The organism is Paraburkholderia sp. (assembly GCF_047605525.1).
Taxonomy (GTDB): Bacteria; Pseudomonadota; Gammaproteobacteria; order Burkholderiales; family Burkholderiaceae; genus Paraburkholderia.
The window spans coordinates 144,776-159,678 of record NZ_JASGFN010000006.1; the positions used below are offsets into that span (position 1 = coordinate 144,776).

Genomic DNA, 14,903 nt, shown 5'->3' on the forward strand with positions numbered 1-14,903 from the left:
AGCTCAGTACTCACTCAGTGCTCAGTGCGTGGCGCGATACCAGGCGGCGGTTTCAAGCAGGCCATGCTCGACCGTGTACGGCGGAACCCAGCCGAGACGCTCGCGGATATGCGAGCTGTCGAGGCGCAATTCGCCGATCAGCCGGTCGATCTGCGCCGAGCGTCCGGTCAGGCGGCCGGCCACCCGCAGCACGCCGGCCGGCACCGGCACGAGGCGAGCCGGCGCATGCAACTGCGTGGCGAGCGCGCGAGCGAGTTCCGCCACGCTGAGGTCACGGCCGTCGGTGACGTGAAAGGTCTCGCCGGCCGCGCGCGGATCGGTCGCGCAATGCACGAGCGCATCCGCGAGATTGTCGACGAACACGAGGCTGCGGCGCGCCGTGACCGCGCCGAGCGGCAGCGGGATGCCTCTGGCGAGCGCGTTCATCAGTTGCAGGAAATTCGCGCGCACGCCCGGCCCATAGACGAGCGGCGGCCGCGCGACCACGATCTCGAGACCCGACGCGCGGCCGTAGTCGAACAATGCGCGCTCGGCTTCGAGCTTCGAGATGCCGTATGGATCGACCGGCGCGGGCGTGTCCGTTTCGCCGATGGGACGGCCCGTGCTCGCTTCCGCCATCGCCTTGACGCTGCTCACGAACACGAAGCGGCGCGCGCCCGCGCGGCGCGCCGCGGCGGCGACGCGCAACGCGCCTTCGACATTGGTCGCGCGATAGGCGACAAGCGGATCGGCCACGGTCTCGCGCATCACGTGGACGCGCGCGGCAAGATGGATCACCGCGTCGCAACTGAAGCCGACCGGCCAGCGTGGCTCGATGCCTTCGAAGTCTTCGGTGTCGAGCAGCCATTCGCGCACGCCTTCGGCGGCGGTTTGCGCTCGACGCACCACGCCGACCACGCCGTCTCCGCGCTGCAGCAGCGCGCGCGACACCGCCTTGCCGACGAAGCCGTTGGCGCCGGTGACGAGAACCTGCAGGCTCATCGACGCGCTCCCGAAGCCGCGGCGATGCCCGCGCCACGCCGTTGCCGCCGCGAACACAGGGGGGCGCCGTCAGCACTTGCCCCACCGGAACACGGCGGGAAAGACGGGGGAGACACGATACAATCTGGCATCGACGGTGCTTTCTCAGGAAGTCTGGCTGGGAACGTATTGTATGCGGGCGAAACCCGCCGCCGCCCCTGTTCGCGGGTCAGGACCGGGGCGCTAGAATGTGCCGCGGCCGCCCGGGTTGCAAACAGCGCGCAAACCATGCGCAAGCGGTACGCAAGCAACGCCTCACACGCGGCGGGAGCCCGGGCCGTGATAATAAAACGGACATGCGCCCGCTGGCGCGCAGTTCGTACACTTCGTAACAACTCAAACATATTCGCGCATGTGGAATTCGTGGTATCGATCCGACGTGCTCGACGACAGCACAATCAGGCCTGTCCCCCGGCCGCGCGAACGGGCAGCCGCCCGCGCGCCGGCGAGCCAGCGCCTGATTGCCGCGCCACCGCGCGGCACGCACCCATGTGAATGCTCCGACACCAGCTGCTCAGGCCGCGCCCGCGCGTGCCGCACGGAGCGCCGGTCGATGCCGCTCACGTCGGCGAAGCGCGGGGTGTCTGAAACCATCGACATGTGGAATACAACGTGCTGGTCTGGAGAAAAGAACGTGTTTGAGCCAATAGAGCCCCGCCTATGAAAGTGCTGTTCGCCACTTACCCGATGGCTTTCCATACCCCCGGGGGCGGAGAGATCCAGTTGCTTGCGTATCACAGGCATCTGCCCGCGCATGGCGTGGACGTCACGCTGTTCGATCCATGGAAGCCGCGTTTTCTCGAACACGACGTCGTGCATTTCTTCTCGTGCGTCGGCGGCTCGGTTCACTTCTGCAACTTCGTCAAGCAGTTGGGCTTGCCGCTCGTCGTGTCGTCGAGCCTGTGGGTGACGGAGGAGACGAAGCATCTCTATCCGATCGGCGAGATCCATCATCAGTTTTCGCTCGCGGACCGCGTGGTCGCGAACTCGGAGATCGAGTGCGACACGCTCGCGCGTATCTTCGACCTGCCGCGCGAGAAATTCGTGAGCGTGCTCAATGGCGTCGAACAGAGCTTCTACGAACCGGTCGCGCCGGAGCTGTTCCGCCGCGAATTCGGCATCGAAGGCCGCTTCATTCTGAACGTGGGCAACATCGAGCCGCGCAAGAACCAGCTCGCGCTCGTCAACGCGATGAAGTCGTTCCCGGAGCTGAAACTCGTGCTGATCGGCCATCAGCGCGATCCTGAATACGCGAAGGCGTGCTTCGCCGAGGGCGGCGACCAGCTCGTCTACGCGGGCACGCTCGCTCACGATTCACCGCTGCTGCGCTCGGCCTATGCGGCCTGCGAAGCGTTCGTGCTGCCGAGCACGCTGGAGACGCCGGGGCTTGCCGCGCTCGAGGCGCATGCGGCGGGGGCGCGGATCGCCGTAACAAAAGTCGGCTCCACGGAAGAGTACTTCGCGCGGCATGTCGCCTACCTCGATCCGTTCGACGTCGACAGCATTGCCGGATCGATTCGCGCGGCGCTCGCGCAACCGCGCGGCGCCGCCGCGGACAACGCGCGCGACCTGACCTGGCAAGCCGTTCTGGCTCCCCTGAAAGACCTCTACGATTCCCTGCTGACAAAATGAAGAACCTCGTGAAGAAATTCGAACTCCGTCCTCTGAATAACGTCGAGGTTTCCTCGAAGCCTGAGTTCGCGTGGAAGGCGACCAACAACGATCCGCAGTTCGAACTGACGGGATCGGAAGCGTTGTCGAGGTGCGCGGCGCGTATTTCGTTCGAGCTCCTGAAAGAGGACATGCCGGCTTCGCCATGCATGATCTATTTCGACGCGGGCGCGGGCATGTCGGAACACGCGACGATCGGGCTCGTGGTCAGCGCGGAGGGGAAAGTGGATCAGGTGGTGGCGTTTCCGCCGCTCGCCGGCCCGCTGCGGCTCGACCCGATCGCGCACCCGGGACTGTTCTCGATTGAGAACTTCAACGTCGAACCGGTGGCGGACGCCGATTGCCCGGAAGAGCTGCTCGAACGCGCGCACCGTATGGCATCGTGGCGCGGCGGCGCGCAACCCGCACCGGCCCCAACCGTGGGCCACACCTATCAGGAATGGATCGAGTTGCACGAACCGCCTGCGTCGCTCTACCCCGAATTGCGCGCGCGCTCGAAAACGTGGGCGCTGCAACCGCTGATCAGCATCGTCATGCCGACATACAACACGCCGGAAAAATGGCTGCGCATGGCAATCGATTCGGTCATCAATCAGGTCTACGAGAACTGGGAATTCTGTATCGCGGACGACTGCTCGACGAACCCCGAAGTGAAGGAGGTTCTGGACAGCTACGCCGCAAAGGACCCGCGCATCAAGGTCGCGTACCGCACCACGAACGGCCATATCAGCACGTCGAGCAATACCGCGTTGGAACTTGCGGTCGGCGAGTTCGTCGGCCTGCTCGATCACGACGACGAATTGCATCCCCTCGCGCTCTATTGCGTCGCCGAAGTGATCAATGTGCATCCGGATGCGGCGGTGATTTATAGCGACGAAGACAAGATCTCAATCGATGGGGTCCGCTCAGACCCTTACTTCAAGTGCGACTTCAACTACGATCTGTTCCTGAGCCAGAACATGATTTCGCATTTCGGCGTGTACAAGACCTCGATCATGAAAGAGGTCGGCGGCTTCCGCACCGGCTTCGAAGGATCGCAGGACTACGATCTCGCGCTGCGCGTGATCGACCGCGCCGGTCACCACACGGTCTATCACGTGCCGCGCGCGCTGTACCACTGGCGCATGATTCCCGAGAGCACGGCGGCCGGCCACGCAGCCAAGCCGTATGCGCATATCGCGGCGATGCGCGCACTCGACGAACATCTCGCGCGCAACCAGATCAACGCGCATACCGAACACGCGCCCGGCACGGACGCCTTCAACAAGGTCGTGTACGACCTGCCCGAAGTACTACCGTCGGTCGAAATCATCATTCCGACACGCGATTCCTCTGAACTCGTCGAGCAATGCGTGGAATCGGTACGGCAGAAATCGAGCTATCCGAACTTCCACATCACGATCATCGACAACGGCTCGGTCAAACAGGAAACGCATGACCTGTTCGCGCGCCTGAAAAAAGACGAGCGGATCCGGGTCGTGCGCGACGATTCGCCGTTCAACTACTCGGCGCTGAACAACCGCATCGCTCTCGCGAGCACCGCGGATTTCGTCTGCCTGATGAACAACGACATCGAAGTGATCAACGCCGACTGGCTCGAGGAAATGGTGTCGGTCGCGTTGCAGCCGAACGTGGGCGCCGTCGGTGCGAAACTGCTGTATCCGGACGACACGATTCAACACGGCGGCGTGATACTCGGTGTCGGCGGCATTGCAAGCCACGCGCACAAGCACTTCCCGAACACGCATCCGGGCTACTTCGCGCGCGCGCGCCTGCGCAACGAGATGTGCGCCGTGACCGCCGCGTGCCTGCTGATACGCCAATCGATCTACAAGGAAGTCGGCGGCCTCGACGAACAATTACATGTCGCCTACAACGACATCGATTTCTGCCTGCGCGTGCGGCAAGCGGGCTACCGCAATGTGTGGACGCCCTATGCCGAGCTTTATCATCATGAATCGGCAACGCGCGGCGCCGAAGACACGCCGGAAAAAATTAGCCGCTTCAACCAGGAATCTGAGTTGGTCAGACAGCGCTGGGGTCATCTGCTGATGAACGATCCCTGCTATTCGCCCAATCTGACGCTGACTGCCGACGACTTTTCCTTCGCCTGGCCTTCAAGGATTGCAAATCTTGGTTAATCTTGGATCGAAAAAGAACAAGACCGGGTGGCTGGCGGAGTACCGCCACCCTTCGCCGGAGGAACTCTTCTGCCTGCCGAGCGCGATCTACTTTCTGATGAAATTCAGAGCCGATCTCGCGCGCTTCAATTCCAAAGCGCTCAACGACCGGATCACGCTCTACTTCTGGTGGGAAATGTCTGCGCGCGAAACGTATCCGGACTTCGACTGGGTGCTGCGCCAGGAAGATCTGGAATATTTGCGCCAGCTCGACAACGACACGCTGATCGAGCGTCATCCGGAAGCCGTCATGTATTGGCTCGGCTCGACCAGGCCCAGCGTACTCGACACGAAGCACCTGAACGAGACGCTGCTCGAGCCGCAAACCGTACAGGAAGAAGCCGGATTGCAATTGCCGAAGCTGATCACGATGATCGTAAGCAACCGCGGTGATCTTTCGCAGGCATTCAGCCTCGGCACGCTGACCGGCTATTTGAATTGCCTCGACTGGTGGGACGCGCACGGCCAAAGCGCGTGTCCGCGCATCACGTGGCAACCGCCCGTTTCGTGGTCCAGGCTGCTGGAACCGATCGACGCCCCCGACTCCAGCGCGATGCCCTTTCCGCGCTTTCTCGCGCTCATCACCACCGAGCGGCCCGATCTGCGCAGCGCATTCGATCTGAACAGCTTCACCTCGCGGCTCGCCTGTCTGAGCTGGTGGGAGGAGCATGGCCAGCGCGAGTATCCGCGCATCAAGTGGCCACTGCCGCCTATCGGCGGCGCGATGCTCGAGCCCGAGCAGCCACCAGTCGACGACGGCCCGCACGTGCCGCGCTTTCTCTCCCTGATCGTCAAGGAACGGCCAGACCTGCAAGCCTCCTTCGAGCTGCGATCCGTCAAGGGGCGGTTAAGCTGCCTGTCGTGGTGGATCGAGCACGGCCAGCATCAGTACCGGTCAATCCGATGGCTGCCGCCCACGGTGCCCGCCGCGCTGTTCGAGCCGGAATGGGGTACACATTCCGACTGGCTGCCCGTACCGCGCTTCCTGCGGCTGCTTTATGAGGAACGGCAGGACCTGCAGGCGCTGTGCACGCTCGACAGTTTCACTGGACGCCTGAAGTGCCTGTCGTGGTGGGTCGAACACGGGCAGCACCAATATCCGGCCATTCACTGGGTAATTCCGCCGCTGCCCGAAGACCTGTTCAGAATGGAACCCGGCCAGCAATGCGCGCTGCCGCTACTGCCCCGGTTTCTGCTGCTGATCTGGAACGAACGCCCCGATCTGCAGGCATCGTTCAATCTGAACAGATTCAGCGAACGGTTAGGTCTCGTTTCGTGGTGGGACAGGAATGGGCACGACGAGTACTACGCGATCAAATGGTCGCCCACCCACCTCGCCGAGGAGCTGGCCAGAATAGACGACGAGCAGCCGGCCGAGGACACGTTGCTGCCGCGCTTTCTCGTCATGATCGCGAGCGACCGCCCCGACCTGCGCAAGGCTTACGACATGAGCACCGAGACGGGACGCGACCAGCTCGTGCGGTGGTGGAATGAATGGGCCCCCACCGAATACCCGTTGCTCGGCTCACTGAAAGTGCGCTGGGCGGACAGTCCCGACGACGATGCCGATGACGACGCGTGCGAGCCGGCCCGCTATCACGCGCGCGTGGAAGGCGTCGGATACGACTTCGGTGTGAACGTGATCGGCTTCCCGCAAGGTGTGCTCGGACTCGGCGAAGACGCACGCATGGCCGCGCGCGTGCTTAAGCTGGCCTCCACGCCGATCACGTTGGTCAATGCACCGATGTCGGGGCCGGCGAAGCTCGATCATTCGGTCGATCATCTGATCAGCGACGAGCTCAAATACAACATCAGCCTGATCTGCCTGCCGGCTCCAGAGATGGTGCGTCTCGCGCTGGAGGGCGGCCGCGAATTGATCGATGCGCCGACTCACAAGATCGGCGCGTGGCCGTGGGAGCTGCCTCACTGGCCGAGCGCGTTCGGCAACGTGCATCAGATGGTCGACGAAATCTGGGCCCAGAGCCGCTTCGTGCAGAGCGTCTATACGCGCCTCGGCAACACGCCGGTTTATCACATGCCGATGGCCGTCGAGGTGCCCGCGCCGCTGGAGCCGAAACGCGAACGGTTCGGATTGCCGTCGAACGAGTTCCTGTTTTATCTGATGTTCGACGGCAACTCGTGGCTAAGCCGCAAAAATCCGCTCGCCGGGGTGCAGGCGTTCAAGCACGCATTCGGCAAGAGCTCGCCGGGCGTCGGGCTCATCATCAAGGCGATGAACGTGCGCGAGGACGACCCGGTCTGGCGGGCAGTCCTCGAACTGGTCGCGGACGACAGCCGTATCCACATCGTGTCCGAGCGCCTGAGCCGCCAGGATTCGACCGACTTCATGGCCTGTTGCGACGCCTACATTTCGCTCCATCGCAGCGAAGGCTTCGGCCGCGTGATCGCCGAGGCCATGGCGTTGGGGCAGCCCGTCGTGGCCACGAATTTCTCGGGCAACGTCGACTTCTGCGAGCCGGACACCGCGTTCCTAGTGGACGGCGAACTCATCCCGCTACGCCCCGGCGACTATCTGTTTGCCGAAGGCCAGTACTGGTGCGATCCGGATGTGTCGACCGCGGCCGAACAGCTCAAACGCATGATTGACGATGCGCCTCTGCGTGAACGCATCGCGCAGGCAGGCAAGGCGCGCATCGAGCGTGACTACTCAGTTGAAGCAGTCGCACGCGCCTATGCGCGACGATTGACCAACATTGCGGAGGCAAAGGCAAAATGACGCTGCGGGTGTGTGCTCCGGACATTTTCTCGGGCGATGCGGTGGGCAATCACTGCATTGGTTTCGTTCGCATGGCTGAACGGCTCGGCATGGCGGCCGAGTTATATGCCAGCGGTTTCGATGAGGGAACGAACGGGGTCCGCCCAATTGAAGCGTTATTTACCCAAGTGACTCAGAAGGACGTCATCGTCCTCAGTTACTCGATCTTCGATCCCCATCTCGAGCGGATTCTTGCGCTCGATTGCAAGAAAATCTGCTACTTCCACGGCATAACCGACCCGCGACTCCTGCTCGCGCTCGAACCGCGCACCGCGCAGTTGTGCGAAAAAGCGCTGGCACAACTGCCGCTGCTCGCAGGCTTCGATGCCGTCGTCGCGAATTCGCGGAACACGGCGGAAAGTCTCTCCGGCATCCTCGAGGTAGACGCGATTAAAGTCGTCCCGCCAATCTTCCCGGACATGTTCGTATTCCGGCGCGACCCGCCACGCAAAGGCCGCAAAAGGCACGAGCCGAACTTGCTGATGGTTGGCCGCGTGGTGCCGCATAAACGCATCGAAGACGGCATCGAGATTCTGGCGCTGCTGAAACAACGTGAATTCATTGCGACGCTGAGTATCGTGGGCAGCACGCCGAACTACGATTACCTGAAGTTCCTGATCAATCACGCACGGCGCCTCGGCGTACTCGAGCAAGTCGACTTCAAGGGCATGCTCGACGACGCCGATCTGTTCGAGTGCTACGAATCCACCAATGGACTACTCGCGATGAGCCGTCATGAAGGCTTCTGCGTGCCGGTGCTGGAGGCCATGCATTACGGCAAGCCGGTATTCGTGCGCGGCGGCACAGCCGCCGAGGAAATTTGTCCGCGCGACGGCGTGTTCGACGCCAGTGCCGAACTCTCGGCGTGGGTACCGGTGGTGATGGAACACCTTGACCATCGCGCCAGCTGGAGCCCGATCCACGCAGCTTATGTGAAACACGCCGACGGCATACTGCTGCGTGCAAGCGACGACGTCTGGCGGAACATATTCGTTGAGATCGGCGCAACGAATGGGTTCTCGCATTCGCGCGCGAATGCGAATACGGTCGTTGCCACCACGAAAAGGGGATAGCCGGCGACTGCGCGCATTGCGCGAATCGCGCCGCCGTACGCCTTCCTTCGTGGCGCTACTTGTCGCTCCGGTCGAAGTCGATTGGTTGCCCCGTATGCGGATGCGGGGTAAACGAAAAGTGCGCGCGCACGTACTTCTGCGACAGCGTGCACAGCAAATCCATCAACGCAATCTGCTCGGCCGGAAAGACCGGCGCGCGATCCGCCGCGTCGATCGGCTTTTGCATGTAACGCACGATGTCTTTTTCGAAATCGCTGACGCAGTAGTCCAGCACCCGGTCGCCCTCGATCGGATACGCTGCCACCTTCACCTCGGGATGCAGCGACAGATACGTGCTGAACAGACGCTCGGCAACGAATGGCAGAAACGGCGCGTCGTCCGAATGGATCGTCGGTTCCAGCACGCCACGCGCGGCTTCGCTATCGCTTTGGGTTTCGAGGAAGCTGGCAATCGGTTCGAGCACCTTGCCTACATAGTTCTCCCAGAACGACTGCGAGCCGACCCAGAAATTGCAATAGCATAGCGTGTGCGCCGACTGTCGCGGCGCCTCGCGCAGATTCCACGGAATGCCAACGGCGTCGAGCAATTGCTGGCTGCGTTCCACGAGTCCCGGGTGCGCATGCTCGCCCTGCATCCATGCAGTGAAAGAGAAATAAGCCAGTTGCGGAAAAGGATTGATCATGCAGACGTCGGCATCGGCGTTGGCCTGCACGAACTCCAGAAACCGGCTGCCGTCTATCCGCGCCTTCAACGAGAACTTCGGCGAGAAAAGGGCCATAAAATCCTGCTCCAGATGCATGCCCTTGCGGTACATGTCGACCAGGATATAAAACTCGCGCCACGCAGCGTGAGCGTTGTTGCGAAGGACAAGCGGATGGAAGGCCTGTTCGGAGAGGACCTGCCCCGGCGCGTAAAGCGGCTCGAAAATCTTGATCGATGCACTCATGACAGCCCTGCGATCTGCAAATAGAAGTTTCCGGTATGCGCGTTCTGCCGGAAGACCGTGATGGATGCGTTCGGCACCAGCACGTTAGGAAATTTGGACAACGGGATGTTCAGCAGATACTGCGAGATCACCGAGATCGGTCCCGCATGGCAGACGGCCGCAATCAGGCCAGGCTTGTCCGCATGTCGCAGCACCTCCTCCTCGACCCAGTTTACCGACCGTGCGGCCAGTTCGAGGTGGGACTCGCCGCCCTCATAACGGTCCGACAGACGCTGGCCCCAATCAGGAAATGCCTGTCGAAAGTCCTCGGCTTTCCATGTCGCGAACCGTCCAGCATTGGTTTCACCGAGACGGCTGTCGACGGTCCAGTCGCACTTGTCCCTGAAGAGCACCTCGGTGGTTTGCAATGCGCGCCGCCACGGGCTGGAAAAAACGCGGTCCGGTGCGAGGCCCTGGCTTTCCATCACCGTGCGCAGCTTCGCAGCCTGCTGAATGCCGTGTACCGTCAACTCATCCTGTTCGGTCGAGTTCAGCAGACCGGCAACGTTGGCGAACGATTGACCGTGACGAATCAGAAGAAGATCCATAAGAGTTAGCTGCGTGAGGACTGTGGGCCGATTAACGGGCAGACTTGGGGTCGGGCAACGCCTTCAGGAACATCGCCGAAATGCGCCGGACACTGAAACGGTCGAACACGTCGGCATACGCATGCTCGCGGATTGATTGCCGAAGCTTCGCATCATCGAGCATGTCTTCGAGCGCCTGAGCCCAACTCTGCGCGTTGTTCGACGCAATGTATCCCGTCATCCGATGCTTGACGTTCTCGCGATAAGTCGGGCAGTCGGAATAGATGCTCGGGATGCCGAGGCTTCCATAGTCCGCATATTTGATCGGTGACTTGCACGAGTTGAAAAATAGCGTCTCGGGATCTTCTTCCGCGCCGAGCGGCACGATCGCGAACGTGTAGCCTTCGTCGCGAATGGCCTTCTTATACTCGAGATTGCCGCGGCTACCGCGATGCGTTATGCGTGGAATCGTATTGAGCTCGGGAAACGGATCACCCCAGAAGTCGATCGTCACGCTTTCGTGGCGTGTCAAGAAGCTGCGCAATGTGGCAAAGAAATCCTTGCGGAAGTTCACCAGCTTGATGCCGTCGAGATTGGAGAAGACGATCTTCGGCGGCTGTTTTTCCGTCCAGAGTCCGGGCGAAAGATCGAACGCCTGATCGTCGAACCCGTTGGGAATAATCAGCACGTCCGAGCGCCGCACTTTACGCATGCGCTCCTGCAGCAACTGATTCGATGCCGTGGCTGCGCTCGCCTCACGAATCATCGCAAGCACGTTGTAGAGTACGTCCTCGTTCATTTCGAGCACGCTCCACGAAGGCAGATCGAGCAGCCAGTCATCGAGATCGTAAATGGTATGGAGACCGAGTTCGTTTGCCATCCGCATGATCTTCAGCGAAAGGTTCGATACGTGCTTGTTGAAAAGCACCACCTCGAAGCGATGCAGATGGCTCACGCCAACGTCCGTCTCCGAGATCTGCTCCCACTCGATCAGCTGATGCCGCTGCATATACGACAGCAACGGCGCGAACCGCGCGCCGATCGTGCGCGAATTCATACGCCCATCGGTCATGGAGCGCCGCTGGACGACGAGCAGGCGGGGAATCTTAGTAATTTGTGAGGCCGGCATCGATCAGGTGTTTGATTAAATCTGCTGCTACCGTGCTCGACGAGTGCCGTGCATAGACGCGTTCGTAATTGCTTGCAATTTTTTCGTCCCTGTCCTCGTCGGTCAGGGCTGCCCGGATGGCGGGAACGATGTCCGGCGCGCTGGTGGAACTCGCGTACCAGACATTGTCGCCGAAGTGCTCGCGCTGCCAATCCCCATCAACCATGACGAGCGGCTTCTTCACGAATGCGCCTTCGAGGCAGGAGCGACCCGGCGGATCGAAGCTCGGCTCCGCCACCACCTGCGCATTGGCGAGCGCGGAGCGCAGCAGCGCACTGCACGGCTGAATGAAGGGCAGGAAATGAATGCCGCGATGCGCCTCGCGCACGCATCGCCGGTAGTATTCCTCGTCCCTGAAGCCGCCCACCATCAGCCCGTTCATCTGAAGCTGGTTGAGCGCCCTGATCAGTTCGAGCTGATTCTTGACCGGCTCGATCAAGCCGAGGCATAGGACGTAATCCGAGACGTCGCAAACTGTAGGCAGTAAATCTTTATCTGCCGGCAGCAGGAATCGGTCAGATATACCTGAGCCCACCACCACACACCTGTCCGGCTCGACGGCAATGTACCGGTTGAAATGATCGAGCTCAGTCGAGGACTTGAAGAGCAGGCGGTCGGCGCGCGCGACAAGTGCCTCGATCCGGCTGATTTCAGCCGGGTCCGGCGCGCTCAGCCACCAGACGTTGGGCCATATTAAAAGCTTTTTGCCTTGATTGAGCGTCTCGCGAACGATCGCCTCGCCGTCCGCATGAACGGAGAAATGCATCACCGCGTCGTAAAAACGTAGCGGCCGGCTACGGATGCCGTAAATATCAGCCTGTACGTCCGAATCGTTGAGGAGTTCGGCGACCTGCACGAGTTCCGACTCACCACCACCGCTCGTCATGAACGCGGTACTGTGGGTGGTCAGGAGAATTTTGAAATGCATATGTGGGCTCCGTCCCGAATCGTCCAGTATCGTGGGCGCTAGCGCCGTCCGCGGGACTGCACGGAATCCAGACGTCCGAGACCGCCAGCGAAACAGGCTCGGACCGTTATCGGCAGGGGCCTGATTTTACGCCAAATCACGGCGCAAACGGCCTGCGCGCCGGCTCGGACGACACCGGCTCCAAGCTTTCGTGAGCGGAGGGAATCATACGGAACGCACCTTACCGTTTGCGTACACGCCTGTGCAGATTGATACGCCGAATATTTTGTAAGCAACGGTAAATGCGGGCCATGCCGCACGCTCGCCCGCAATAATAATCATTGCGCTGAATACTTTCTTACGTCAACGGCTCTACGTTAGACTTAAGTCAGCTGAACGCCGTGGGCCCGGAACATCGCATCCGATTCGCCTTCCAGGAATACCTCGACGAAATCCATCACGCCGGAGACGCAAGATGTCGGCATCGACCGAACTTCTCAATTCACTTGCCGCAAAACATCCCGAGGTTGCGGAGTTGATTGCCGAACGGGACAAGTATCGCGATTCGCTTCAGACTAACATTCCGCACTTTTCGAATCTTGGCGATGTCCCACCCGGTCACTACTACTCGCCGATCCCTTCGATCCCCGATATTCAGAGAAACGAAGCGCGCCTGTTCGGCACCATTTCGCGCACGCTGCCCGGCATCGAGTTCAACGAAGAAGCGCAGGTGCGGCTCGTCGAGGAATTCGCCGACAAGTACTATGGCGACATGCCGTTCGAACCGCACAAGAAAGACGGGCTGCGTTTTTACTTTGAAAACGTGATGTTCTCGTATGGTGATGCGACGTCGCTGTACTGCATGATTCGCCATCTGCGGCCGCGCCGCATCGTCGAAATCGGCTCGGGCTTCTCGTCCGCCGTTTCGCTCGACACAAATGACCTGTTCTTCGACGGTCGGATCAAGTGCACCTTCGTCGAGCCGAACAACGAACGGCTGCTGTCGCTGCTGACCGACAAAGACAAGGTCACCTCGAAGATCGTGAAATCGCTCGCTCAGGACGTCGATCTGTCGGTATTCACGGAACTGGAAGCCAACGACATACTGTTCGTCGATTCGTCGCATGTAAGCAAGATCGGCAGCGATGTCAACCGGATCGTATTCGAGATCCTGCCAATTCTGGCTCCGGGCGTGCACGTGCATTTTCACGATGTGTTCCTGCCTCTCGAATATCCGCCGCAGTGGATCTACGAAGGCCGCGCGTGGAATGAAGCGTATCTGCTGCGCGCATTCCTCCAGTACAACAATGCTTTCGAAGTCGTGCTGATGAACACGTTCATGGGCCACTTCCACGCCGACCTGATGAATGCGCGCATGCCGCTATTCATGCGCAATCCCGGCGCAAGCTTCTGGATCAGGAAAGCTCGTTGACCCGACCCTATCGCATCCGCCCACGTCTTACGAGATTTGAGGAGATTCACAGATGACTTCGACGAGCGCGCTCGAGTATCGCACCGAAGGCGCGTCCATGCGGGCCGGCTTGCAGGATGGCCTTCGCACGATGAAGGTTGGCCGCATGCCGATACCTGAATTGCTGCCCGGCACCGTCATCGTCAAGGTGGCAACTGTCGGCATATGCGGCAGCGATCTGCATGCCTACCGAAACGTCGATGCCCATCAAAGCTTTCCGAACGGTCACGAACTGAGCGGCACCGTGGTCGAAGTCGGCATTGGAGTGACAACTGTGCGCGTCGGCCAGCGCGTCACGATCGATATGGTGATGGGGACCGCCTGCGGCAAGTGCGAATACTGCCAGCTCGGCACGCCGATTCATTGCCGCGTACGCGAATTTCCGTTCGGCGGCGGCTTCGCCGAATACGTCCGCACAAAGGAGGCGGGCGTGTTTCCGTTGCCGGATGCGGTCGACGATAAGCTCGGCGCAATCGTCGAGCCGGTAGCCGTCGGTGTGCACGCGTGCCGCAAGATGCGCATTGCGCCGGGTTCGGTCGGCGTGGTGGTCGGCGCGGGCACGATCGGCCTCGCGGCGCTCGCCGCCGCGCTCGATGCCGGCAGCGAAAAAATCTACGTGGTCGCGCGGCATGCGGCGCAGGCCCGCGCGGCACTGGCGATGGGCGCCACTGCAATCCTGCCGGCCGATCGAGCCGAAGCGCTGCGCGTGATCCAGGAGGCGACCGGCGGCCTCGGTGCCCACTATGCGATCGAAGCCGTCGGCGGAACAGCCGACACCTTCGACTACGCCTGTCAGTTCGTCCGTCCGCTTGGCCAGGTCGGCGTGCTCGGCGCGTTCGATCACGGCTTCAGGGGCATCGAGATCATCGCGCCGCATATCAAGGAACTGACGATCCATTTGCCGAACTGCTACGGCTATATCGACGGTCAACACGACTTCGCCCTTGCGATCGATCTGCTCGCGCGCAAGGGAGACACGTTGCGCGCGATGATTACGCACGACCTGAGCCTCGACGACATTCAGGAAGCCTTCCGACTGGCTTGCGACAAAAGTTCGGACTCGATCAAGGTCCAGGTTCATACCTGATGGAGTGAGCAGTCCCACGTAATGCGGTGAACCTCAGT

At 61.1% G+C, this 14,903-nt stretch carries 11 protein-coding genes; 6 read left to right on the plus strand and 5 right to left on the minus strand.

Annotation, left to right across the window (positions count from 1 at the left end; genetic code table 11):
* Nucleotides 1-21 precede the first annotated feature (21 nt).
* Nucleotides 22-981, minus strand: a complete 960-nt coding sequence (locus tag QM685_RS10990; protein ID WP_415115658.1) for a UDP-glucose 4-epimerase family protein — start codon at nucleotides 979-981, stop codon at nucleotides 22-24.
* Between the two features lie 699 nt (nucleotides 982-1,680).
* Here QM685_RS10990 and QM685_RS10995 point away from each other — a divergent pair.
* From QM685_RS10995 to QM685_RS11010, 4 genes are read left to right on the plus strand one after another with little or no spacing between them, the layout of a single operon-like run.
* Nucleotides 1,681-2,652 carry a glycosyltransferase gene (locus tag QM685_RS10995; RefSeq protein WP_415115660.1) on the plus strand — a complete coding sequence of 324 codons (972 nt, stop codon included), beginning with the start codon at nucleotides 1,681-1,683 and terminating at the stop codon, nucleotides 2,650-2,652.
* Nucleotides 2,649-4,832 carry a glycosyltransferase family 2 protein gene (locus QM685_RS11000; protein WP_415115662.1) on the plus strand — a complete coding sequence of 728 codons (2,184 nt, stop codon included), beginning with the start codon at nucleotides 2,649-2,651 and terminating at the stop codon, nucleotides 4,830-4,832. Before QM685_RS10995 ends, QM685_RS11000 begins: the two co-directional genes overlap by 4 nt.
* A complete protein-coding gene (locus QM685_RS11005) occupies nucleotides 4,825-7,608 on the plus strand; it encodes a glycosyltransferase family 4 protein (protein WP_415115664.1) in 2,784 nt (927 codons plus the stop codon). The genes QM685_RS11000 and QM685_RS11005 overlap by 8 nt, the downstream gene beginning before the upstream one ends.
* Nucleotides 7,605-8,720 (plus strand): glycosyltransferase, encoded by a 1,116-nt coding sequence (locus QM685_RS11010; RefSeq protein WP_415115666.1) that lies wholly within the window; start codon nucleotides 7,605-7,607, stop codon nucleotides 8,718-8,720. The genes QM685_RS11005 and QM685_RS11010 overlap by 4 nt, the downstream gene beginning before the upstream one ends.
* 55 nt (nucleotides 8,721-8,775) lie before the next feature.
* Here QM685_RS11010 and QM685_RS11015 read toward each other — a convergent pair whose 3' ends face one another.
* The 4 genes from QM685_RS11015 to QM685_RS11030 are packed head-to-tail and all read right to left on the minus strand — an operon-like array spanning nucleotide 8,776 to nucleotide 12,328.
* The gene (locus tag QM685_RS11015; RefSeq protein ID WP_415115668.1) at nucleotides 8,776-9,666 is read right to left on the minus strand and encodes a hypothetical protein; all 891 of its coding nucleotides are present in this window, start codon (nucleotides 9,664-9,666) and stop codon (nucleotides 8,776-8,778) included.
* A complete protein-coding gene (locus tag QM685_RS11020; protein WP_415115670.1) occupies nucleotides 9,663-10,253 on the minus strand; it encodes a histidine phosphatase family protein in 591 nt (196 codons plus the stop codon). The genes QM685_RS11015 and QM685_RS11020 overlap by 4 nt, the downstream gene beginning before the upstream one ends.
* A gap of 31 nt (nucleotides 10,254-10,284) precedes the next feature.
* Complete coding sequence (locus QM685_RS11025; RefSeq protein ID WP_415115672.1) at nucleotides 10,285-11,289, minus strand: glycosyltransferase; 1,005 nt, start codon at nucleotides 11,287-11,289, stop codon at nucleotides 10,285-10,287.
* 49 nt (nucleotides 11,290-11,338) lie between these two features.
* Nucleotides 11,339-12,328, minus strand: a complete 990-nt coding sequence (locus QM685_RS11030; RefSeq protein ID WP_415115674.1) for a glycosyltransferase family 4 protein — start codon at nucleotides 12,326-12,328, stop codon at nucleotides 11,339-11,341.
* 454 nt (nucleotides 12,329-12,782) lie between these two features.
* Here QM685_RS11030 and QM685_RS11035 point away from each other — a divergent pair, with 454 nt between their 5' ends.
* Both QM685_RS11035 and QM685_RS11040 read left to right on the plus strand, forming a co-directional pair.
* Nucleotides 12,783-13,739: a class I SAM-dependent methyltransferase gene (locus tag QM685_RS11035; protein ID WP_415115677.1), complete on the plus strand. Its 957-nt coding sequence runs from the start codon at nucleotides 12,783-12,785 to the stop codon at nucleotides 13,737-13,739.
* A 52-nt stretch (nucleotides 13,740-13,791) separates the two neighbouring features.
* Entirely contained in the window at nucleotides 13,792-14,865 is a 1,074-nt protein-coding gene (locus QM685_RS11040) for a zinc-dependent alcohol dehydrogenase (protein ID WP_415115679.1), read from the plus strand.
* Nucleotides 14,866-14,903 lie beyond the last annotated feature (38 nt).